The following is a 22,244-nucleotide window of genomic DNA, read 5'->3' as shown; positions in this document are numbered from 1 at the left end:
GATTATGCGTTGATTTTATCGATTGTTAATTTAGTATATGGTTGACGATGGCCTTTTTTACGTTTAGAGTCTTTGCGACGTTTGTAAGTGAAGACAGTAATTTTTTTACCGCGTCCTTGTTTATTAACTGTCGCAGTTACTGATGCACCTTCAACTGTTGGAGCACCAACTTTAACTGAGTCGCCACCTACAAATAAAACTTTATCAAAAGTGAATGAGTCACCTTCGTTAGCATTTAATTTTTCAACGTAGATTTCTTGACCTTCTTCTACTTTGATTTGTTTTCCACCTGTTTCAATTATAGCAAACATACTTTGCACCTCCTATATAATAAGTCACGCCATATACAGGTGACAATATGATTGTACTTCAACCTGTATGCGAGCGGTTGTATGTAGCTTGAAACTACTCAACTACTGCATCTTACCATCACTATGCCTTACTGTCAATTGTGTTTTTTACTTTTTTAGTAAATTTAATAATAATAGGAAATAACATAATCAGTAATAAAAAATTAATGATGAGAGTTGGAATAAGTCTTAATAATACAAATTCTATTAAATTAAATTTAATGAAACCTATTACTCCATAGATCATAGCCACATATACTTCTAAAAACATTGTGGATAATAAAATGATAAAAAATAATACAGAATAATCTCGATAAAAGATTTTAAAAAATTTATCAACTATAACAACTAAAATGATATAACCAAACATATATAAACCATATATACTTCCAAAATATAAATCAGTTACTATTCCGAAAAAGAATGCTAAAGACATAGCAACGCCAAAACCTCGGTAAACCGTCATGATAAGAATGTACATGATAGTTAAATGTGGTACAAAAATAATATCAATTTTCCCGAAATGCATGGGGATGGTAAGCCCTATAATGGTATCAATATAAAATAGAAGTATACCTATTAGAAAGTAATAAAAAGTACGCATTAATTATCACTACCTTCATCAGGTATAGTACTGACATCACGTTTAGCAACATACACATGAGTTAAATCTGTCATATCAGCTCCAGTTTTGACCCGTACTTGTTTAGCAAGCCCATATTGATCATTTTCGACTTTTGTTACTTCACCAATATATAACCCACTCGGTAATTGATCTGCTAATCCACTTGTTACTACTTTATCGCCTTTTTTAACGCTATCTTTGTTATTAATATCACTTATGATCAATTCTTCGTTTTTATTGTCGTATCGATCGATTAAACCAAAAATATTCTTAGTACCGTGATGAATATTAACAGATAATTTTCCTGCTCGAGTATGAGTGGAAATAAGGTCTACTTGTGATGAAAACTGATTAACTTTGGTTACTCTTCCAACTAATCCTTCTGTTGTCATGACGGCCATATTATTTTTTATACCTGCTTTGGAGCCCTTATCTATTAATATCGTATTCATCCATTGATCTGGGTTTCTCGCAATAACTGAAGTAGAAATAGGTTCATATTTTGATAAATCTTTGATATCAAGTTCTTTTTTATATTTCTTATTTTCTGATTCTAACTCTTCATTTTTAGCTTCAAGTTGTTTGATTTTATTTTTATCCTTTTTTGAGCTTCCTTTTTCAAATAAATCACCAATAGATCCAGTAACAAATTGAATTGGATAACTGATTACTCTTTGTCCAAATGATACAGAGTCTCCTACGTATTGTTCAGCTGGAGATTGGGTCTGAGAACGTATCGATAACCCTATTAATGCAATAAAAATAATCATTGCACATAAAACGACAATGAGCTTGTTATTTCTAAAAAACTTAAGCACCCAGAACACCTCTATATGACTAAAATTAGTATCTTAATATATTTTATATTACTCATTCAGTTAAATAAAGCACTAACTTTATGAAATTGATTCTATTTTATTATTTGTGACTATAGAGCTAACATTAATCAAACTGATTAATAAAATAGATAGAGTAAACGAGCTATGGAAAACTTCACTAAATCTTGATATAACTAGACTTCAAATAAATTTTTAATATAATCATTAACTGTCAGAACATAAAAGTGCCTGGAACAAAATTCATTGTCCCAGGCTTAACACAAATCATCAAAATTTTATTTCTATTAAATTATATTAAATTAAAATGATAAAATATTTACATCATTCTAAACTGAGTAATTTTACTTACTTTATAACGCTTACTGATTCACTTTATTTTGGTAAGTTATTCTTTATCTTTCTTCTTTGAAGACTTATCTTTCTTTTCATCTTCACTATAAAGTGTTTCTTCTTTTCTCCAGCGAGCAAAAAGATTTTGCGCTTTTGCTTGTTCATTAGCTTGTTTTTCTTTTGATTGTTCAGCCATTTTGAATCACACCAACCTTTATAAATAATCTATATAAACCCTAACGCATTTAAAACTGGTTTTCAAATGAATCATTCCTATTGTTATTGATAGGCTTCAATTGGCTTCAAATTAATAGGTTGTTTTAATTGATTTAGGTCTTCGTTCATTTCGAATTCAGTATTATAAACTCGGATATAATCATCACCGAATTTATAAATAATAAATTCGTCACCTTGTTGGCCAGCAAGATATTCGTCATTGAATCCCATACGTTCTAAACCTGAAACAGACATAAATTCTGCCTTATCAATCATATTAAAAACTGTCTTAATTTGACCTGCTGGAACATTATTGATGATATCATTTTCTTTTAAAATGTAACTTTTATCGTTACTAGGTTGTGAATAGAGTGTATTATTTTTTTGACTCACTTTCTGTGTGATATTTTGATGATGATTGTTCATATCATTAAGTGGGTTCCATTCTTGATTTTTGAGAAATGGTGCATGTTGAAGAGCTATATATATAATCAATATTATCGCTAATACTGCAATAATATTTTTAATAACACTAAAGATATATCTCATATAAGCCCTCCTTTTACAAATCAAATTTAGTATAATTTAAAATATTTTTCATTACATCAGACTATAGCCGTATAGATGATGTATCTATAGACCGATGGCAAATCAGTTAATATAATATATAATACTACATATACAATATAAGTGATTTAAGGAGGTTCAACATAATGAGCATTTTAACGATTATTTTAATTGTTTTGCTAGTCATCCTCTTATTTAAAGTTGGATTATCTATATTACGCTTTTTGATTTCAGTAGGCATTGTTTTGTTATGTATCTATTTAGGTTATCAAGGTGTATTATGGTTATTTGAACATTTTCAAAACTTTTCAGGTTTTATTCAATAATAAATCATAAGTTAGCTATACAAATTTTTTAATTAAAATTTTTAATGTATTTAGCTAGCTTTTTTATTTATCAAAATACCCCGCTTCAACTAAACTCGTAAATTTATTATCACCAATAATAATATGATCAAGTAAATTTATACCTAATATATCTCCGCACTCTTTAAGTCTATACGTTGTAGTAATATCCTCTTTCGAAGGTGTTACATCACCTGAAGGATGATTATGTACAACTATTATTGAATTAGAAGACTCTCTTATTGCAATATTAAATACTTCTCTTGGATGAATAATCGAACTATTCAATGTGCCTTTATATACCCAAGCTTGTTTTGTGACTATATTTTTTGAGTTAAGTAAAAGTACAACAAAATGTTCTTGCTCTAAATCTTTCATTGTCGACATCATCAGACTAGCAACATCACTAGGATGTGTAATCTGTACTTTGTCAAAAGTGCTTGTAGAATTAATACGTTCACCTAGTTCAAATGCAGCCTGTAATATTACAGCTTTATAAAGTCCAATGCCCTTTATTTTCAGTAGATCATTTATAGACAATTTTTTTAAATCTCTAATAGTGGATTGTTGCTTCAGTAATTCGTTTGCAATGTCAATACTAGAAAATCCTTTTCTACCAGTGTTTAAGAGAATTGCTAAAAGTTCAACATTGGATAGACTTTTAGCGCCATATGTAATTAAACGTTCTCTAGGTTTTTCATGCAGTGCCATTTCATTTATTCTCAATAAAATTCTCCCCCTAAAAGAAATAAAAGTTGGTGATAAACTGATGAAGTTACTACGAATGATAAGAATATAAATGGTATTAAAGGTAAATATTTAATATCTTTAAAAGAAAAAATTTTTAAAATTATGGCAAAAATCCCCCCAATGATAAACGTAAATACAACAATAAAAAAGAAAAAATTTAACGGAAATATAAGTCCCAATATATTAAAAAGCAATATGTCTCCATACCCTATAAATTTAGATGCGAATAGATAAATAACATGTGAAATCAAAAATATCATTATAAAATTACCAAAATAGGTTTGGGTTGTAAAAACAGATACGACTGTGTATACAAATAAGAGTCTCATATCAATATGCATTGAGTGAATATCGTAAAGACACATCGTCAGTAGAAACAGGAAAGTTATTAAAAATAATGTGAAGTGTATATTAAAATGAGTAGGATAATAGAGGAAAATAGCACCAAACGAAACGAGTTCTCCGATTAAATATAAACGTTGTAATGGTTGATTACAACAACGAGATTGTCCACGAAGTTTTAAAAAACTTATAATAGGCAGTAAATCTAAGGGTTTTATGATAGTATGACAAAAATCACAGTGAGACCTAGAATAAAGATATTGAAGTTTTAATATATTTTGATTGCAAAATTGATAAAGAAAACTAAATATAATGCTACAAGTATAGGCAAGTAATAGCATATATCACACTCCTCAACATTTATTATAAACAGTCTTAAACAAAAGTAAATATGAGAAGAATTTTACAATTCGTTCATGAGTATGTCTTCTTTCTAGACTTTTATAAACATAAATTATTAAAGAAGATTATACAAAGAAAGAGTGAAACTTACAGTTTTAACTGCAGTTGTCACTCTTTTGAATTTAATTAAAATTAATTTTTGCTTTTACCTCGCTGATGAAGTATAAACTTCCAGTAATAATCAGCCCATCACCTTCGTAATTTTCAATAAAATCAACATAATCATCAATTAAATGTAAATTATCTAATTTCAATTCTTCGGCAATTTCTTCTTTAGCTAATGCTTTTGGAAACTCAAAATCTGCTATATAGAATTTTGATGCAATATCATTTAATTTGTTAATCATACTATGAATTGGCTTTCCTTTAATTGCAGAAAATAAAATATCAATTTTATCTCTTCCATAATAATGTCTTATTGTGTCTACTAACGCATCAATACTTTCATTATTATGAGCACCATCAATAACCATTAATGGTTGTTCTTTTACTTGTTCTATTCTACCTGTCCAATTCACAGATTCTATACCGTCTATCATTTTATTAAAATCTAATTCTATGATTTGTCTTTCATTTAATTCAATGAGAGCAGTAATAGCAAGTGCTGCATTTTCCTTTTGATGTTCCCCTAACATATTAAGAATGATAGTTTCTAATTCATAATCTTTATACCGATATGTGAACTCATCATCTTGGGAGACAACGGTAATCTCCCGATCCAATTCAATTGGTTTTGCGTTCTGTTCAAGCGCATAATCTCTCACATACTTTAAAGCATCGTCATTTTTTACAGCATAAACAATCGGTATATGTGGTTTAATTATAGCTGCCTTATCTTTTGCAATATCTAAATAAGTTGTTCCTAAGATATCTGTATGGTCAAGTCCTATACTTGTGAGTATGGATAGCACAGGTTTAAAAACATTCGTCGAATCATTTTTAATTCCTAAACCTGCTTCAATTATCACAAAATCAACAGGATTTATCTCACCAAAATAAAGGAACATCATTGTTGTTATAATCTCAAATTCAGTAGCCCCACCTAAATCTGTTTCTATCTCTAAGGCTTCACTAACAGGTTTAACTCGTTCAACTAATTGAACAATTTCATCGTTCATAATTGGTACACCGTTTAAACTAATACGTTCATTGAAACTTTCAATAAATGGTGAGGTAAATGTTCCAACTGAGTAATCGTTCTCAATTAATGCGGTTCTCAAGTATGCAACAGTTGAACCTTTACCATTTGTTCCACCCACATGAATACCTCTAATTTTATGTTGGGGATTATTTAATTGTTCTAGCATCCATTCCATACGTTTGACGCCAGGTTTGATACCAAATTTAGATCTTTCGTGTATCCAATACAAGCTGTCTAGGTAATTCATGATCATGCTCCTATGCCTTTAATTGTTCAATTCTAGATTTAACACCATTATATTTTTCTTGATAATGTTGTTGTTTTTCTTTTTCTTCATTAATTATTTTTTCTGGTGCTTTATTTACAAAATTCTCGTTGGATAACTTTTTATCTACTCTATCTAACTCGCTTTGTAATTTATCTAATTCTTTTTCAAGTCGAGCAATTTCTTTGTCCATATCAATAAGACCTTCTAATGGCAAAACTACCTTACCAGCAACTACTACAGTTGTCATAGCTTTTTCTGGAATTTCAATCTCAGTATCAATAGTCAATTGACTTGGATTACAGAATTTGTGTAGGTAACTTATGTTATCCATAAGTGTATGTTTAATCTTTTCATCTTTAGTTTGAATTAAAATCGGTATTGCTTTAGATAACGGTGTGTTAACTTCAACTCTTGATTGACGGACAGATTTAATAATTTCAACTAATTGTTCCATTGTTTGTTTACTTTCATTAAAGATTAATGCTTGATCAACAGTTGGCCAGTTAGCTTTTACAATTGTTTCTCCATGATGTGGAAGACTTTGCCAAATTGTTTCTGTCACAAAAGGCATAAATGGATGTAACATTTTCATTATTTTATCTAAAACATAACTAAGTACTGATCGCGTCGTTTGCTTTTGAGATTCGTCCTCGCCATTCATAGGTATCTTGCTCATTTCAATATACCAATCGCAGAACTCATCCCAAATGAAATTATAAAGCGCACGACCTACTTCACCAAATTCGTATTTATCACTTAATTCGGTTACTGTAGATATCGTTTCATTTAATCTAGTCAATATCCATTGATCTGCTAATGACAAATTACCACTTAGGTCTATATCTTCGACTTTAAAATCTTCACCAATATTCATTAAACTAAAGCGGGCAGCATTCCATATTTTATTAATAAAATTCCAAACTGATTCAACTTTTTCAGTAGAATATCTCAAGTCATGACCTGGTGAAGATCCTGTTGCTAAAAAGTAACGTAGACTATCAGCGCCATACTCGTCAATAACATCCATAGGATCAACGCCATTACCTAATGATTTACTCATTTTACGCCCATCTTCAGCTCTGACTAAACCGTGGAGTAATACATCATTAAATGGTCTTCTATCAGTAAATTCTAATCCTTGGAAAATCATACGGGCTACCCAGAAGAAAATGATATCATAACCAGTAACTAATGCATTTGTCGGATAATAACGTTTAAAATCATCAGCATTTGTATCAGGCCATCCTAATGTTGAAAACGGCCAAAGTGCACTTGAGAACCATGTATCTAATACATCCTCATCTTGTATCCAATTCTCGATGTCTTCAGGTGCTTCTTCACCAACAAAGACTTCACCTGTATCTTTATGATACCAAGCAGGTATTTGGTGGCCCCACCATAGTTGACGCGAAATCGTCCAATCTCTAATTTCTTCCATCCAGCGATTGAATGTATTTTCAAATCTACCTGGGAAAAAGTCAATTCTATCTTTTGTATTTTGATTATCCAAAGCTCTTTGTGCCAAAGGTTTCATTTTTACAAACCATTGTGTAGACAAATAAGGTTCTACTATTGCACCAGAACGTTCAGAATGTCCTACTGAATGTGTATGTTCTTCAATTTTTATAACAAGATCTTGTTCTTTTAAGTCTTTAACAAGCTGATTTCTACAATCAAATCTATCCATCCCTTTGTATTTATCAGCTTTATCGTTCATCTTACCATATTCATCCATGACTATAATATTTTCTAATTGATGTCTTTGACCAATTTCAAAGTCATTAGGATCATGTGCCGGAGTAACTTTCATTGCTCCTGAACCAAATTCAATATCAACGTATTCATCAGCTAAAATAGGTAACTCTCTTCCTACAATAGGTAATATAACTGTTTTACCAATCACATCTTTATACCTTTCGTCATTTGGATTTACAACAATAGCAGTGTCACCTAACATAGTCTCAGGACGTGTAGTAGCTATTTCTATATATCCATTCCCATCAGCATAAGGATATTTAAAATGATAAAAAGCACCTTGGACATCTTCATGAATGACTTCAATATCTGATAAAGCTGTTCTAGCTTTAGGGTCCCAGTTAATAATTCTTTCACCACGATAAATAATACCTTTATTATATAAATCAACAAATACTTTTCTTACAGCTTTACTTAAACCATCATCTAACGTAAAGCGTTCTCTACTATAATCTAACCCTAAGCCAAGTTTAGCCCATTGTTGTCTAATAAATGTTGCATACTCTTCTTTCCAATCCCATGCTTGCTGTAAAAATTTTTCTCTTCCTAAGTCGTGTCTAGATATACCTTGTTCATTAAGTTTTGCTTCAACCTTTGCTTGAGTTGCTATACCAGCATGATCCATACCAGGCAGATATAAAGTATCGTATCCTTGCATTCTTTTCATTCTAGTTATTATATCTTGTAAAGTAGTATCCCATGCATGACCTAAATGTAATTTACCTGTTACATTAGGGGGCGGAATTACAATTGTATATGCCTCTTTAGATTTATCTTCAGATGGTTTAAAGTAACCATTACTTACCCATTCCTCATAACGACCCTTTTCAACTTCTCTTGGATCATATTTTGGTTTCATTTCCATATGTCTACCTCCTAAAAAATAAAAAGAACATCCATCCTATAAAAAATAGGACGGATGTTCTGTTCCGTGGTACCACCTATATTCAAGAAGAAATAATTCATTCTTTTCTTCAAGCACTTAAGTCTCTGATTAACGCTCATACACGCTTCTACCTACATGTCGTCTATGTTTCAATAGAAGTTATAAAATAGGGCTACCTTCAGACTTAATCATTTACATATTCACAGCCACCATATGCTCTCTTTAAAATGATATAAACTTACTCTTCCCAAATAATATATTCTTTTACTCATTTATATTATAATGGATATTAAAATAAGTCAATGTATTGGAGATGAAATTATGAATGAATGTGCTTTTAACACAACTGATCCTATCTATATAGAGTATCATGATTATTATTGGGGACAACCAATCTATGATAGCAAAGAATTATTTAAGCTAATGGCTCTTGAATCACAACATGCAGGATTATCATGGTTGACAATATTAAAGAAAAAAGAATCGTATGAACAGGCATTTTACAACTTTGAACCTCAATTTATCGCACATATGACTGAACAGGATATTGATTATTTAATGAAATTCCCAAACATTATTCATAATCGTAAAAAGTTAGAAGCAATTGTGAGCCAAGCGAAGGGATATTTAAAAATTGAAAAAGACTATGGTAGTTTTAGTAAATTTTTATGGTCTTATGTAAATCATCAACCCATAAATATGGGTTATAAAAAACCTAGAGATCGTAAAAAAGTTGATCAAAGAGCTACTCAATTATCAAAAGATTTAAAAGCATATGGTTTTAAATTTTTAGGTCCAGTAACCGTGTTCTCATTCTTAGAAGCTGCTGGATTGTATGACTCACACCTTGAAGGATGTCCTTTCAAACCAAATCATGAGTGAAGCATAGACATAAGTTGCGCTGCGGATATTCAAACAATATGAGTTTTTCACGCATACTAAAAGTTTACAACGTTTAATTTATCTAGATTTTACTTTTAAGTAATTACAATTACTCGCAAATATTTTCGAAGTTTTATTTAAAAATGTATAACTTAAGTCATTAAAATCATTTATTATTTAATTTAACATTAATAAAATAACCAATTAGTGGCGCAATGACAAATAATATAAAAAATATTCTAAAAATGTGATAGCTTGAAATCATCGCTACATCAGCTCCAGTAGCCATAGCCACTAAAACTATTTGACTCATACCTCCTGGTGCTGCTCCTAAAAACAATTCATTGATGGATTCATTAGTAATCAAATGTATTCCTATTATCATTATAAACGTTGTGACTATGAGCATTATATTTTGAAAGGCTATTGCTATTGCAATTCTTCCCTTTAAATCACTCATTAAGTTGGCAATCTGTAATCCAATACGTATCATATAAATAAGTTGCGCTGTGGCTAACAACCAATGATCTAGTGAAAATGTTAAATGTGTTGTCATATTCCATATAATTAAAACTATTATAGGTGCTAATAATTGTTTAGTGGGGAAGTTAATTTTTGACATTCCTATATAGATGATTCCCACCATTGAGAATAAGATGATTATTTGCCATATATTTAAAGTCTGAGAAAGTGTGGGTACTTCCATTGTAGTATGATTCATTTCATGATGGTTATCCTGAAAAAAATACGAAATAAGTGGTACTAAAATAACAACAAATATTACACGTGATGTCTGTGTTAAACTCACAACTAATATATTTGCTTTCTTATTTTCTTCTGCCATCACTAACATTTGGCTTAGCGCACCTGGTATAACACTTAAAATTGCAGTTTCTAAATTTACTTGTGCAATTTTCTTAAAAAAGAATGCAATTATCAAAGCTAATAAAATTAGTAGGATAGTGACAAAAACGATAGTTAGCCAATTTTTACTTATGTCTTTAATCACTTGTTGTGTGAAGGTAGAGCCAATTTGAACTCCAAGTAGTATTAAACCAATTTGACTCAACCAAAATGGCCATCGTATTTTTAATTTTAATACTTTTACACATAATAACGCCGCTAATATTGGTCCAAACATAAATGGCAAAATCACATGTAACATTTTTAATAACAGACTTAACATAATAGCAATTAATAATATGATTAAATTATTAATAAAATTCCGCTTCAAAATACCACTCTACTTTCGTTAAAAGTAAGTCACAAAATTTCTAACTTTATTTAAATTCAAAGAGTAGAACAAAATGCATCTTAAATTCCTAGTCCACCATCGAACCCCAACTTGCCCTGTCTGTTGAATTTCTCAGTGAAATTCTTTTTGTTAGGGCCCCAAACCCCAACTCGCCTTGTCTGTTGAATTTCTAAGTGGAATTTACTGTATTGATGACATAACATAGCTTTAAAAGTTGATATAAGTGCATTTTTAATTCAGTTATAAACTACTTATAAGTTAAGAAAGTCTAGGACATTGACTTTTGCCCTAGACTCAATTAATTTAAATAATTATATTTTAAAATTATCACACAATACGACTTAATGCATTATCAAATGCTTGGATAGTTTTCTCAATATCATCTTTAGTATGTGCAGTTGATAAAAATGTTCCTTCAAATTGTGAAGGTGGTAGGAAAACACCTTCCTTAGCCATTTCTCTATACATATTACTAAATAATTTTAAATCACTTTTATTTGCTTCCTCAAAATTTGTTACAGGCCCCTCATTTAAGAAGTAACCAATCATTGAACCAGCGCGATTTACTGTGATTGGAACATTATGCTTAGCAAATACCTCTTTTAATCCTTTTTCAAGTATATCTCCTAGAGAATTAAAATACTCATAAGATTCAGGAGTAAGTTGACTCAATGTTTCATAACCACTAGTCATTGCTAAAGGATTACCTGAAAGTGTGCCAGCTTGATAAATAGTCCCAACAGGAGCAATGTAATCCATAATTTCTTTTTTACCACCAAAAGCTCCAACGGGTAAACCTCCACCTATCACTTTTCCTAAGCAAGTTAAATCAGGTGTTACACCAAAGTATCCTTGCGCACAATTATAACCTACACGGAAACCAGTCATCACTTCATCAAATATAAGTAATGCTCCATATTCATTAGTAATATCTCTTAAACCTTGTAGAAATCCATTCACTGGAGGCACTACACCCATATTTCCAGCAACCGGTTCAACAATAACACCAGCAATATCATCGCCATATTTTTCGAACGCTAATTTAAGTGAATCTAAATCATTATATGGCACCGTGATAGTGTTTTTAGCAATACCTTCAGGGACGCCTGGTGAATCAGGTAAACCTAGTGTTGCAACACCTGATCCTGCTTTAATCAATAAAGAATCACTGTGTCCATGATAACACCCTTCAAATTTTATAATTTTATTACGTCCTGTATAACCCCTAGCTAAACGAAGTGTGTCTAAAGTAGCTTCAGTTCCTGAGGAAACCATTCTTACTTTTTCAATTGAAGGTACACGGTCAATCACAAGTTCAGCAAGTTTATTTTCTTGAAGTGTTGAAGCGCCGAAGCTTGTACCTTTATCTACTGCTTCATGTAATTTGGATATAACTTGTTGATTTTTATGTCCCAGAATTAATGGGCCCCAACTTAGCACATAATCAATGTATTCATTTCCATCAATATCATATATTTTAGATCCTTCACCATGATCCATAAAAATAGCTGGTGTGTCTACTGATTTAAATGCTCTTACGGGACTGTTAACACCGCCAGGCATTAATTTCTCAGCTTGCTCCATTGCTTTAATAGATTTTTCAAAACTCATCATATGACCTCCTCAATTATCATCTATTTATCTAAATAACGACAGATATCTTTTGCAAAATAAGTAATTATTAAATCAGCACCTGCACGTTTCATAGATATCATTTGTTCCATAACAATTTTCTCTTCATCTATCCAACCATTTAACGCTGCTGCTTTTGTCATACTATATTCTCCACTAACGTTGTATGCTACGACTGGCACGTTCGTATTATTTTTTACATCTCTAATAATATCTAGATAACTTAAAGATGGTTTAACTATCATCATATCGCAACCTTCTTTAAGATCACTTTCCAATTCTCTTAATGCCTCTAAACGGTTTGCAGGATCCATTTGATAGGTTTTTCTATCCCCAAAAGAAGGTGCTGAATCTGCAGCATCTCTGAATGGACCGAAAAAGCTTGATGCATATTTAATACCATAACTCATGATAGGAATATTTTGATATCCCGCTTGATCAAGGCCTTCACGAATTTCAGCAACAAAACCATCCATCATATTACTTGGAGCAATGATGTCAGCTCCAGCTTCAACTTGAGAAATAGCTGTTTTTACAAGTAATGGAAGTGATTTATCATTGTCTACATCATGCGTATGATCGTCAATAACGCCACAGTGTCCGTGGTCTGTGTATTCACAAAGACAAGTATCTGCAACAATAAGTAAATCCTTATATAAATTCTTAGATATTCGTGTCGCTTCTTGAACAACTCCATTATGATCATATGCACCAGATCCAATGTCGTCTTTGTCATTTGGCACACCGAAGAACATGATTGCTCTAATACCTAAATCATATGCCTCTTTAATCTCTTCATGCAATAAATTTAAACTAATTTGGTATATGCCTGGTAGTGATTTAATTTCACTTTTTATATCATCTTGCTCAACTACAAATATTGGATATATTAAATCTTCTTTTCTAACATGAGTTTCTCTTACTAAATCACGCATTGTCTTAGATGAACGCAATCTTCTATGTCTATCAAATTTCATTTTGTTCCCTACTTTCTATTATTTTATCAATAAGTGAATCTAATGTTTGTTTATTTGCCACTTTTACAGATGTATTGAATTTTAAAATGGTCCTAGCAGTTTGCTTACCGATAGCAAAATAATGATCAAATTCAGGCACATTGTCCTCTTTGAAATAAAATTCAACTGCAGAGGAACTAGAAAAAGTCACTGCGTCTATTTGATGTTTTCTAACAAGAGACTTAACTTGACTTATATTTTTAAAATTCGGTACTGGTCTATATAAATCAATTTTAACGACTTCATTATATTTGCTCAATTGTTGAACTAATTTAGGACGTGCTTTTTCACTTGAGGGCAACAATAAATGTTGTTCGCTAATCTTAAACTCGTCCAAAAAGCCTTCTTGAGAAAAATCACGTGGCACAAAGTCGACACTAATACCTAATTCATTACAATACTGAGCTGTCTTATCACCTATAACAGCTACCTTTTTAACTTTAACGTTTTTTAAATAAGGATAAAAGTATTTTACTGCGTTTTTAGACGAAAAAATAAGCCAGTCGTAGCTATGATCAAGCAATTTTTCATTAAAATGAAGTTGTTTTAGTTGGATAAAAGGCTTATGGATAATATCAACTAAATGACTATGAACTTCATTCGTCTGCGTCATAACTATAACTGGTTTCATAAATTTATTTCACCTCTATAATAGAGTTTAGTATTATTCTGCTTCGTTTAATTTTTTAATTATGTCATAAGCACCTTGTTTTTTAAGTACTTGACTCACTTCTATACCCAATTTTACAGGATCAGTACCCAATGCTGTATGCTCATATCTTTCCTTACCATCTGGAGACATAATCAGTCCTGTAAATTCAATTTGGTTATCTTGAGCAATTGTTGCATATCCACCTATAGGAACCTGACAACTGCCATCCATTTCTGATAGAAAAGTACGTTCAGCAGTCACACATTGTGCTACATCATGATTGTGTACTTTAGATAGTAAATCTAAAAGTTCTTTGTCATCACTCCTACACTCAATACCAAGTGCACCCTGCCCTATAGCTGGCAGTAATATATCTCGATCAAGATAAGTCGTAACAATATTATCTGACCAACCCATGCGTTTTAATCCAGCAGCAGCTAATATAATAGCATCATAATCTTCAGTCTCTAATTTTTTTAATCGAGTATCAATGTTTCCACGAATCCACTTAATTTTTAAATGTGGGTATTTTGATAAAATTTGAGCGCCACGACGTAAAGAACTTGTACCTACAATGCTGCCCTCAGACAATTCTTGTAATGGTATATGATTTTTTGCTATATAGGCATCAAAAGGAATTTCTCTGTCAGGAATACATCCTAAGGTAAGACCGTCAGGAATCATACTTGGTACATCTTTTAGAGAATGAATCGCCATATCTATCTCTTTATTAAATAATTCATTTTGGATTTCCTTAACAAAAAGTCCTTTACCTCCAACTTTGGATAATTGTTTATCTACAATTTTGTCGCCTTTAGTTACAATTTCTTTTATTTCAATATCCAAAGACGGATCGATAAATTTTAATTTATCTATAAATTGTTGACTTTGTGTTAGCGCTAATTTACTTCTTCGCGACCCAACAATTAATTTACGCATACGTTAAATGCCTCCTCGATACCGGTTTTTTTATATGAAAAACAGGTTATTTCTTATCTAAAATGAGTTAAAAAGAATAAATTAATCATACACAAACAAAATAATATAATGTTAAAGTAGATAAGATTTCTTTGTGATATCCATTTTTTTATTCTAATGAAAATATAAACACCATATAATAAAGTAATAATTGTTGAAAATATTACTTTTGGATCTATAAATATTTGTTTACCGACTGCAAAGATACCCCATTGTGCACCTAAAATCGTACTTAATATAAGGATAATCCATGCAACAAGTGTTGAATAGAAAACGATGGTTTCTAAAGTAGCAACACTACCAATTCTAAAGTAATTTTGATCGAAATTTTTCTCCTTTAAATTTCGATATTGAATAATGTAGAGTAATGAATTTACAAATGCGATTGCAAAAAATGCATAACTTAATACTGCAAGTGCTATATGAACAAGTAATAATTCATTAATTACTGCAATTTGTTGAATTTGCGTTTGATAATGTTCAGGCTGAAAAGTATTTAAACTCATTAGGATAAATCCAATCAAATTAAGGAAAAAAACAGAAAAATTCATTACTTTAATCAAATTCAATATCAACGAAATTGATATAATAATCCAAGTTAAAGAGAAAAAAACGTCAAATATAGAACCTAGTGGCACTTGTTTAGTATGAATAAAAAAAATAGACAAAGAGATTGTTTGTAAAACCCAAACAATCCCTAATGAATAAAAACCTACAGTTCTAGTCTTATAATTTTTATTAATGAAATCAACAAAGTAACATATAATACTAAACAGATAAATCATTAATATGATTTCATGAAATCGAATTAACAGGGTTTCTTGCATATCATCACCAAATTAATATGCTTATTCAAAACTAAATATTCGATGCGCTAAGATTTCCTTTGCTCTACTCTCTTTTTCTAACTTTGCTTTTTCACGAGGATCTTCGGCTTCAATATCAAATATGTTTTGAAATAGCTCTAATTTTTCATTACTTTTTTTATCAGTACTTAATTCCTTAGCCTGTTTGATAGGATCTTTTAACATTTGATTGATAATACTTTTTGTATGTTTCGAAATGACTTTACGTTCTCTTTCAGAGAGATCTGGCAATTTACGATCAATACTTTCCATAGTTTCTGCTTGGATATTCATAGCTTTTTCACGTAAAGCTCTGATTACAGGTACAACACCAAGCATATTAACCCATTCGTTGTGTGAATCAATCTCCTCAGGTATTTGTCCTGCAATAGTTTCAGCAGCTAATTGACGTTCTCTTAAATTGGCATCTACCAAATCTTTCAAATCATCAACATCATAATTAAAAATATTTGTAATTGCATCAATCCCTGGTTCAATGTCTCGTGGAACCGCAATATCAATCAGAACTAATGAATCCAGTTTTCTAGTTTCTGAAATTGTTTTCACCATAGAATTAGTGATGATATAGTCTTCAGCACTTGTAGAACTAATTACTATGTCCGTTGTTTCTAATAAAGATGGTAATGCTGAAAGTGAATCATATGAAACATTGTGTTTTTCGGCTAAAATTTTAGCTTTAGATAATGTCCGATTAACAATTGTTACATTTGAAATTCCAGAACCTAAAAGATTTAAGAGTGATAATTCACCCATTTCCCCTGCTCCAATAACGACAGCATGTTTACTTTTTAATTTTCCAAATACCTTTTTAGCTAATTCAACAGCAGCATAAGAAACACTCACAGCATTATCTGCAATGTCTGTTTCACTGTGTGCTTTTTTAGCAAAAGTAATCGCTTGTTTAAATAAATGATTAAAAATCGTTCCAGTTGTACCAGTATTTTGCGCTAAGAAAAATGCATCGCGCATTTGTCCTAAAATTTGTGTTTCACCAAGCACAATTGAATCTAAGCCAGAAGTGACACGCAATAAATGTTCAACTGTATCGTCCCCCACTTTAACTTCCGACATATCTTTAATATCATCTACCTCAAATCCAAAAGAGCGCGCTAAAAATCTTTGTATATAATAACGTCCTGTATGAACTTGATCAACAATAGCGTATACTTCAGTACGATTACATGTAGATAAAATGACATTTTCTAAAATTGCTTTAGTTTCATATAAATCTTCATGTGCTAATCGTAAGGCATCATCTCTAAAAGCAACTTGCTCTCTTAATGTTACATCAGCTGTTCGATGATTTATGCTAATTGCAACAAAATGCATTTATAACGCCCTCCATATACTAACAATAAAACAAGTATAACACATTTAAAAAGATGTTTAAGTGGAATGCTTAAATAAATTAGAAAGATTATAATCTACATTCAATTTTTTGCCAAAATACCGACATTTTTTAATTGTGGTTAAAATACATTTCTCTAATTGAAAAAATTTATATATATGTTTCAATAAAGTTCCAAATTTCTTGCTGTTTACTATTTTTAATTGAAGAATAACTTATAATATTATCTCCAGATTCTAATTCTAATTTGTCTTTTATTCTTTTGATATGCTTTTGTACTTTTCCTTTGGCAATTTTATCTTCTTTAGTACATATTACAAGTGTTGGTATATCAAAATGTTTAAGATAATTGTACATAAGCACATCATCTTCAGTAGGTTGATGTCTTAAATCGACAAGTTGAATAACAAGTTTTAAATTCTCTCGTTGTGTAATATATTCTTCAATCATTTTACCAAATTTTTCTCGTTGAACTTTACTTACTTTAGCGTATCCATATCCTGGTACATCAACAAAAATAAGTTGTTCATCTATATTATAGAAATTCAATGTCTGTGTCTTACCAGGTTGTTGTGACGTTCTCGCCATATTTTTACGCCCAATCATACTATTAATAAATGTAGATTTCCCTACATTTGAGCGTCCACTTAACGCTACTTCTGTTAATCCAGTGTCAGGATACTGTGCTTTTTTTACAGCACTTATAATTAAGTTAATATTATTAAAATTTATATTCATAGACTTCCTCTTTCTTATACTATTGTATAATTAACTTTAACATTTTTTTCTATATTTACATATAAAAAAACCGAGTCACAATTCACGTGACTCAGTCTTAAATCAAATATTTTAAGCAGATGTCTTGTTCTTATTAATTAGATTTCCTTCATCATCATATAATTCAGGCTCAATTTCTTCATTAATTGTTTGTTCAGTAATGACTACTTTACTTACATTTTCAGAAGAAGGTACATCATACATGATGTCAATTAATGCTTCTTCTATAATTGAACGTAATCCACGCGCTCCTGTTTTACGTTCGATTGCTTTTTCACTTATAGCAGATAGAGCCTCTTCAGAAAACTCTAATTCTACATTATCTAACTCTAGCATTTTAGTGTATTGTTTAACTAGCGCATTTTTAGGTTGAGTTAAAATATTTTTAAGTGCAGCAACATCTAAAGTTTCAAGATTAGCAACTATAGGTACACGACCAATAAATTCTGGAATTAAGCCATATGATTGGAGATCCTCTGGACGAATTTGTTCCAGTAAAGCTTCTTCATCATATTTATCTGCTTCATTACTAGCAAATCCTATCACTTTTTCTCCTAAGCGTCTCTTAATGACTTCATCGATACCATCAAAAGCTCCACCTAAGATAAATAAGATGTTTGTCGTATCAATTTGGATTAATTCTTGGTTTGGATGCTTTCGACCACCTTGAGGCGGTACACTAGCAGTTGTACCTTCTAAAATTTTAAGCAATGCTTGTTGTACACCTTCACCAGACACGTCACGCGTGATTGAAGTGTTTTCAGATTTACGCGCAATTTTATCAATTTCATCGACATATATAATACCTTTTTCAGCTTTATCAATGTCGAAATCAGCAGCTTGAATAAGACGTAATAAGATGTTTTCTACGTCATCACCTACATAACCTGCTTCTGTTAAACTTGTAGCATCAGCAATTGCAAATGGTACATTTAGTGTTTTAGCTAGTGTTTGAGCTAATAATGTTTTACCGCTACCAGTTGGCCCAATTAATGCGATATTACTTTTTTGTAATTCAACATCATCTTCATTCGGACCCAATTGTTGAATACGCTTATAGTGATTATATACAGCAACTGCTAATGATTTTTTGGCTTTTTCCTGACCAATGACATATTCATTGAGGTGATCCATAATTTCTTTAGGAGTTGGTAACTCCGTAAATCCTTCAGATGTATTTTGTGCTAATTCTTCTTCAACGATTTCTGAGCACAATTCAATACATTCATTACAAATATAAACGCCACTTCCTGCGACTAATTTTTTTACTTGATCTTGATCTTTACCACAGAAAGAACATTTTAAATTTTCTTCATCTTCATTGAATTTGAACATTCTTTTTTACACCCCTATTCCATAAAGACTATACTAAAAAGCATTCTACAATGCAACTTAACATATTTACAATCAAGATGCTTAAATAACTTGGAGCGGGACAGAAATCTTATTCTTAATGAATGATTTCATTGTCCCGCCCCTAAATTTCATTTAACATCAACAATTATAAATCATAATGATGCTATATTAAGTTGTCAATCTATACAATTGACACTGTCTATATTTAATTTAACTTATAGACAATTGACTAATTCAATATTATGCATTCATTTAATGAACGATACTAGTCTTCTTTAGTAGCTTCAACATATTTCGCGTTATCTCTTAATAAATCAATAACTTTTTGAATGCGTACATCATTTTTAACAATATCTGTATTACCTAAAGTAGATTTAATATCTTCTACAGAAATGTTAAATTGCTCGCTCATTTTTTCTAATTCTTTATCAATATCTTCATCAGATACTTCAATATTTTCTTCATCAGCAATCGCAGTTAACGTTAAGTTTGTTTTAACGCGTTGTTCTGCATCGTCTTTCATTTGGTCTCTTAGTTGCTCTTCGTTTTGACCAGAGATTTGATAATATGTTTGCAAATCTAAGCCTTGTTGTTGGATTCTTTGACCAAATTCTTGAATCATACGATCTAATTCAGTATTAATCATTGCTTCAGGAATATCAATTGAAGCATTTTCTGTTGCTTTATTAATAGCTTCTTCTTTTTCAGTATTTTCAGCTTCAGTTGCTTTCTGTTCACTTAAACGTTTGCGAAGATTTTCTTTATATTCGTCCACGTTTTCAGCATCAGAATCTAATTCGTTAGCAATCTCATCATTTAATTCTGGTACATCTTTGAATTTAATTTCGTTGACTTTTGTTTTAAATGTAGCTTCTTTACCAGCTAATTCTTCAGCGTGGTATTCTTCTGGGAATGTTACAACTACATCTTTTTCATCGCCAGTTTTCATTCCTTCTATTTGTTCTTCAAAGCCAGGAATGAATGATCCAGAACCAATTTCTAGGTCATAACCTTCAGCTTGTCCACCATCAAATTCTTCACCATCAACTGAACCTGAGAAATCAATGTTTACTGTGTCACCGTTTTCAACAGCACCATCTTCTTTAACAACCATTTCAGCAAGGTGACTTAAGCTATGGTCGATTGATTCTTGTAATTCTTCATCAGAAAGGTCAGTTTCTTGCTTTTCAATTTCTAATCCTTTGTAATCACCTAATTTAACTTCAGGTTCAACTGTAACTGTAGCTTCAAAAATGAAATCTTTACCTTTTTCGATTTGAGTTACATTAACTTCTGGTTGTGCAACTGGATTAATTTCTGTTTCTTCAATTGCTTCACCATAAGCTTCAGGTAATAAAATATCCACTGCATCTTGATAAAGTGCTTCTACACCAAAACGTTGCTCAAAAATTGAACGAGGCACTTTACCTTTACGGAATCCAGGCACATTAATCTGTTTGACCACTTTTTTAAATGCTTGATCTAATGCTTTATTTACTTTCTCTGCAGGAACAGTAACAGTTAAAACGCCTTCATTACCTTCCTTTTTTTCCCAAGTTGCTGTCATGTATAAATACCTCCATGATTGACTAATTTATTTTTTCAACTTCCCTATTATAGCATAGGTTTTTAGCGTTAACAAACTTTGAAAACGATGGGTTATTCAAGTTTATTTTCAACGATTTCTATATTAAAATTCTTTTTCTCAATTTGCAACAAATTAAATTTTACATTTCATTATCTAATGATTTAATGAATTGTAAAGTATCATTGTTACAGCCATTTATATCTATACCAATTAATTGTTTGAAGTAAACATCATATGCATCTATCCAATTATCAATAGTGTATAACGACTCTATATCTATAGGATACATGAGTATAGAATGATTATTCATAATATGTTGTGCTTCTTTTAAAATATGCAACGCTCCATCTTCTAATCTATTCATTACGACAGGAATGACCTTGTCTTTTATCGTCGTATGCTCAATGCCACTTAAATGATTAGGGTTTACATTGATAGTTTCACCATATTTATGGATTGTAATTGTATGAGAATATTCAGCAAATCTTAAATATTCCAACATTAAGCTCACTAAATTTTTTGGTAAATCCATAGAAATTAGTATATTCGCTACTGATTCTTTAAAATTATAATGTCCATTATCAATAAGTTGTAATATTAAAGAAGTTTGTTCACGTGTGTTAAGCGAACCGAAATCTGATAAAGATGAGGACAATGCCTTTCTATCTTCATCAAGTCTCGATATCGCATATTCTTTAAGTGGAAAAAGTTCCATTCTGGTTTTATGATTTTTAACTTCATCGATAATTTGATTAATTACTTCAACTGCTTCATTAAATTGACCTAAGCCATTCAGACTTTTAATATAATATATCATCAATTCGTCATAACAGTTGAATCCACGTTTTAACAAAATAATTGCCTCTTCTCGTAACTCTAAATAAGCATTCAATTGTAAAAGCATCTGGCATTTCTTTAGTGCAATCTCCTCGTTAAGGTCGAAATGCTGTTCATATACATTAAACAATTGATACATCTTTTCAAAATCTGCATTTCTTTCTGCATCATTTATTTGCTTAATCATTTTACTTTTAGACTGTGGAAAAGGTATAATATCAGCCATTAATTTAGCACTCCAA

General features: G+C 31.0%; 22 protein-coding genes and 2 other annotated features. Of the genes, 2 read left to right on the top strand and 20 right to left on the bottom strand.

Features of this window, described 5'->3' with window-relative positions; all coding sequences use genetic code 11:
• Positions 1-2: 2 nt before the first annotated feature.
• From rplU to HMPREF2576_RS11030, 5 genes are all read right to left on the bottom strand, one after another.
• A complete protein-coding gene (rplU, locus tag HMPREF2576_RS11050; protein WP_001830820.1) occupies positions 3-311 on the bottom strand; it encodes a 50S ribosomal protein L21 in 309 nt (102 codons plus the stop codon).
• Between the two features lie 12 nt (positions 312-323).
• Positions 324-400 (bottom strand) — a sequence feature (ribosomal protein L21 leader region).
• A gap of 32 nt (positions 401-432) precedes the next feature.
• Positions 433-954: a rod shape-determining protein MreD gene (gene mreD / locus HMPREF2576_RS11045; protein WP_001830764.1), complete on the bottom strand. Its 522-nt coding sequence runs from the start codon at positions 952-954 to the stop codon at positions 433-435.
• On the bottom strand, positions 954-1,793 hold the full coding sequence (gene mreC, locus HMPREF2576_RS11040) for a rod shape-determining protein MreC (protein WP_002440165.1): 840 nt from the start codon (positions 1,791-1,793) through the stop codon (positions 954-956). Before mreC ends, mreD begins: the two co-directional genes overlap by 1 nt.
• Before the next feature lie 406 nt (positions 1,794-2,199).
• Positions 2,200-2,340 (bottom strand): hypothetical protein, encoded by a 141-nt coding sequence (locus tag HMPREF2576_RS11035; protein WP_001830756.1) that lies wholly within the window; start codon positions 2,338-2,340, stop codon positions 2,200-2,202.
• A gap of 83 nt (positions 2,341-2,423) precedes the next feature.
• Positions 2,424-2,909 (bottom strand): DUF4930 family protein, encoded by a 486-nt coding sequence (locus tag HMPREF2576_RS11030; RefSeq protein WP_001832708.1) that lies wholly within the window; start codon positions 2,907-2,909, stop codon positions 2,424-2,426.
• 164 nt (positions 2,910-3,073) lie between these two features.
• On the opposite strand from HMPREF2576_RS11030, the gene HMPREF2576_RS11025 reads away from it, so the two are divergent.
• Positions 3,074-3,253, top strand: coding sequence for a hypothetical protein (locus tag HMPREF2576_RS11025; protein ID WP_001830753.1), 180 nt, complete (start codon positions 3,074-3,076; stop codon positions 3,251-3,253).
• A gap of 63 nt (positions 3,254-3,316) precedes the next feature.
• Here HMPREF2576_RS11025 and radC read toward each other — a convergent pair whose 3' ends face one another.
• The 4 genes from radC to HMPREF2576_RS11005 all read right to left on the bottom strand — a co-directional run bounded on the left by radC (position 3,317) and on the right by HMPREF2576_RS11005 (position 8,794).
• Positions 3,317-3,997 carry a RadC family protein gene (radC, locus tag HMPREF2576_RS11020; RefSeq protein ID WP_001830861.1) on the bottom strand — a complete coding sequence of 227 codons (681 nt, stop codon included), beginning with the start codon at positions 3,995-3,997 and terminating at the stop codon, positions 3,317-3,319.
• A complete protein-coding gene (locus HMPREF2576_RS11015) occupies positions 3,994-4,704 on the bottom strand; it encodes an A24 family peptidase (protein WP_002440170.1) in 711 nt (236 codons plus the stop codon). The genes radC and HMPREF2576_RS11015 overlap by 4 nt, the downstream gene beginning before the upstream one ends.
• A gap of 183 nt (positions 4,705-4,887) precedes the next feature.
• Positions 4,888-6,153, bottom strand: a complete 1,266-nt coding sequence (locus HMPREF2576_RS11010; RefSeq protein ID WP_002440172.1) for a bifunctional folylpolyglutamate synthase/dihydrofolate synthase — start codon at positions 6,151-6,153, stop codon at positions 4,888-4,890.
• 10 nt (positions 6,154-6,163) lie between these two features.
• Positions 6,164-8,794, bottom strand: a complete 2,631-nt coding sequence (locus HMPREF2576_RS11005) for a valine--tRNA ligase (RefSeq protein ID WP_001830862.1) — start codon at positions 8,792-8,794, stop codon at positions 6,164-6,166.
• Between the two features lie 43 nt (positions 8,795-8,837).
• Positions 8,838-9,079 (bottom strand) — a binding site (T-box leader).
• A gap of 57 nt (positions 9,080-9,136) precedes the next feature.
• Here HMPREF2576_RS11005 and HMPREF2576_RS11000 point away from each other — a divergent pair.
• The gene (locus HMPREF2576_RS11000) at positions 9,137-9,697 is read left to right on the top strand and encodes a DNA-3-methyladenine glycosylase I (RefSeq protein ID WP_001830783.1); all 561 of its coding nucleotides are present in this window, start codon (positions 9,137-9,139) and stop codon (positions 9,695-9,697) included.
• Between the two features lie 166 nt (positions 9,698-9,863).
• On the opposite strand, the gene HMPREF2576_RS10995 is transcribed toward HMPREF2576_RS11000, so the two are convergent.
• From HMPREF2576_RS10995 to HMPREF2576_RS10945, 11 genes are all read right to left on the bottom strand, one after another.
• On the bottom strand, positions 9,864-10,931 hold the full coding sequence (locus tag HMPREF2576_RS10995) for an AbrB family transcriptional regulator (protein WP_001830878.1): 1,068 nt from the start codon (positions 10,929-10,931) through the stop codon (positions 9,864-9,866).
• Between the two features lie 348 nt (positions 10,932-11,279).
• The gene (gene hemL, locus HMPREF2576_RS10990) at positions 11,280-12,563 is read right to left on the bottom strand and encodes a glutamate-1-semialdehyde 2,1-aminomutase (protein WP_002456470.1); all 1,284 of its coding nucleotides are present in this window, start codon (positions 12,561-12,563) and stop codon (positions 11,280-11,282) included.
• A 23-nt stretch (positions 12,564-12,586) separates the two neighbouring features.
• Positions 12,587-13,561, bottom strand: a complete 975-nt coding sequence (gene hemB, locus HMPREF2576_RS10985) for a porphobilinogen synthase (protein WP_002440176.1) — start codon at positions 13,559-13,561, stop codon at positions 12,587-12,589.
• Positions 13,551-14,231 (bottom strand): uroporphyrinogen-III synthase, encoded by a 681-nt coding sequence (locus HMPREF2576_RS10980; protein ID WP_001832668.1) that lies wholly within the window; start codon positions 14,229-14,231, stop codon positions 13,551-13,553. The genes hemB and HMPREF2576_RS10980 overlap by 11 nt, the downstream gene beginning before the upstream one ends.
• 33 nt (positions 14,232-14,264) lie before the next feature.
• Positions 14,265-15,191, bottom strand: a complete 927-nt coding sequence (hemC, locus tag HMPREF2576_RS10975; RefSeq protein ID WP_001830811.1) for a hydroxymethylbilane synthase — start codon at positions 15,189-15,191, stop codon at positions 14,265-14,267.
• Positions 15,192-15,244: 53 nt separating this feature from the next.
• Positions 15,245-16,057, bottom strand: a complete 813-nt coding sequence (gene ccsA / locus HMPREF2576_RS10970) for a cytochrome c biogenesis protein (protein ID WP_001832714.1) — start codon at positions 16,055-16,057, stop codon at positions 15,245-15,247.
• 21 nt (positions 16,058-16,078) lie between these two features.
• Positions 16,079-17,425 (bottom strand): glutamyl-tRNA reductase, encoded by a 1,347-nt coding sequence (hemA, locus tag HMPREF2576_RS10965; protein WP_070856245.1) that lies wholly within the window; start codon positions 17,423-17,425, stop codon positions 16,079-16,081.
• A gap of 169 nt (positions 17,426-17,594) precedes the next feature.
• Positions 17,595-18,182, bottom strand: coding sequence for a ribosome biogenesis GTP-binding protein YihA/YsxC (gene yihA, locus HMPREF2576_RS10960; protein WP_001830838.1), 588 nt, complete (start codon positions 18,180-18,182; stop codon positions 17,595-17,597).
• 111 nt (positions 18,183-18,293) lie between these two features.
• Positions 18,294-19,556, bottom strand: a complete 1,263-nt coding sequence (clpX, locus tag HMPREF2576_RS10955; RefSeq protein WP_001830765.1) for an ATP-dependent Clp protease ATP-binding subunit ClpX — start codon at positions 19,554-19,556, stop codon at positions 18,294-18,296.
• A 286-nt stretch (positions 19,557-19,842) separates the two neighbouring features.
• On the bottom strand, positions 19,843-21,144 hold the full coding sequence (tig, locus tag HMPREF2576_RS10950; RefSeq protein WP_070856247.1) for a trigger factor: 1,302 nt from the start codon (positions 21,142-21,144) through the stop codon (positions 19,843-19,845).
• A 160-nt stretch (positions 21,145-21,304) separates the two neighbouring features.
• Entirely contained in the window at positions 21,305-22,228 is a 924-nt protein-coding gene (locus HMPREF2576_RS10945) for a pseudouridine synthase family protein (RefSeq protein ID WP_001830807.1), read from the bottom strand.
• Positions 22,229-22,244: the final 16 nt, after the last annotated feature.

Origin of the sequence: Staphylococcus sp. HMSC063F05 (assembly GCF_001837075.1) — a bacterium.
Taxonomy (GTDB): Bacteria; Bacillota; Bacilli; order Staphylococcales; family Staphylococcaceae; genus Staphylococcus; species Staphylococcus epidermidis.
Note: the sequence above shows the minus strand (reverse complement) of the source record. Positions and strands in the feature narration are given on the sequence as shown.

What these genes read in the sequence shown, in the direction of transcription:
- HMPREF2576_RS11005 (WP_001830862.1), bottom strand. Translation starts at nt 8,794, where the DNA reads ATGGAAATGAAACCAAAATATGATCCAAGAGAAGTTGAAAAGGGTCGT.
- HMPREF2576_RS10945 (WP_001830807.1), bottom strand. Translation starts at nt 22,228, where the DNA reads ATGGCTGATATTATACCTTTTCCACAGTCTAAAAGTAAAATGATTAAG.
- HMPREF2576_RS11000 (WP_001830783.1), top strand. Translation starts at nt 9,137, where the DNA reads ATGAATGAATGTGCTTTTAACACAACTGATCCTATCTATATAGAGTAT.
- HMPREF2576_RS11015 (WP_002440170.1), bottom strand. Translation starts at nt 4,704, where the DNA reads ATGCTATTACTTGCCTATACTTGTAGCATTATATTTAGTTTTCTTTAT.
- HMPREF2576_RS11010 (WP_002440172.1), bottom strand. Translation starts at nt 6,153, where the DNA reads ATGAATTACCTAGACAGCTTGTATTGGATACACGAAAGATCTAAATTT.
- hemC (WP_001830811.1), bottom strand. Translation starts at nt 15,191, where the DNA reads ATGCGTAAATTAATTGTTGGGTCGCGAAGAAGTAAATTAGCGCTAACA.
- mreD (WP_001830764.1), bottom strand. Translation starts at nt 954, where the DNA reads ATGCGTACTTTTTATTACTTTCTAATAGGTATACTTCTATTTTATATT.
- ccsA (WP_001832714.1), bottom strand. Translation starts at nt 16,057, where the DNA reads ATGCAAGAAACCCTGTTAATTCGATTTCATGAAATCATATTAATGATT.
- hemB (WP_002440176.1), bottom strand. Translation starts at nt 13,561, where the DNA reads ATGAAATTTGATAGACATAGAAGATTGCGTTCATCTAAGACAATGCGT.
- yihA (WP_001830838.1), bottom strand. Translation starts at nt 18,182, where the DNA reads ATGAATATAAATTTTAATAATATTAACTTAATTATAAGTGCTGTAAAA.
- HMPREF2576_RS11030 (WP_001832708.1), bottom strand. Translation starts at nt 2,909, where the DNA reads ATGAGATATATCTTTAGTGTTATTAAAAATATTATTGCAGTATTAGCG.
- hemA (WP_070856245.1), bottom strand. Translation starts at nt 17,425, where the DNA reads ATGCATTTTGTTGCAATTAGCATAAATCATCGAACAGCTGATGTAACA.
- HMPREF2576_RS11035 (WP_001830756.1), bottom strand. Translation starts at nt 2,340, where the DNA reads ATGGCTGAACAATCAAAAGAAAAACAAGCTAATGAACAAGCAAAAGCG.
- HMPREF2576_RS10980 (WP_001832668.1), bottom strand. Translation starts at nt 14,231, where the DNA reads ATGAAACCAGTTATAGTTATGACGCAGACGAATGAAGTTCATAGTCAT.
- HMPREF2576_RS11025 (WP_001830753.1), top strand. Translation starts at nt 3,074, where the DNA reads ATGAGCATTTTAACGATTATTTTAATTGTTTTGCTAGTCATCCTCTTA.
- rplU (WP_001830820.1), bottom strand. Translation starts at nt 311, where the DNA reads ATGTTTGCTATAATTGAAACAGGTGGAAAACAAATCAAAGTAGAAGAA.
- tig (WP_070856247.1), bottom strand. Translation starts at nt 21,144, where the DNA reads ATGACAGCAACTTGGGAAAAAAAGGAAGGTAATGAAGGCGTTTTAACT.
- clpX (WP_001830765.1), bottom strand. Translation starts at nt 19,556, where the DNA reads ATGTTCAAATTCAATGAAGATGAAGAAAATTTAAAATGTTCTTTCTGT.
- hemL (WP_002456470.1), bottom strand. Translation starts at nt 12,563, where the DNA reads ATGAGTTTTGAAAAATCTATTAAAGCAATGGAGCAAGCTGAGAAATTA.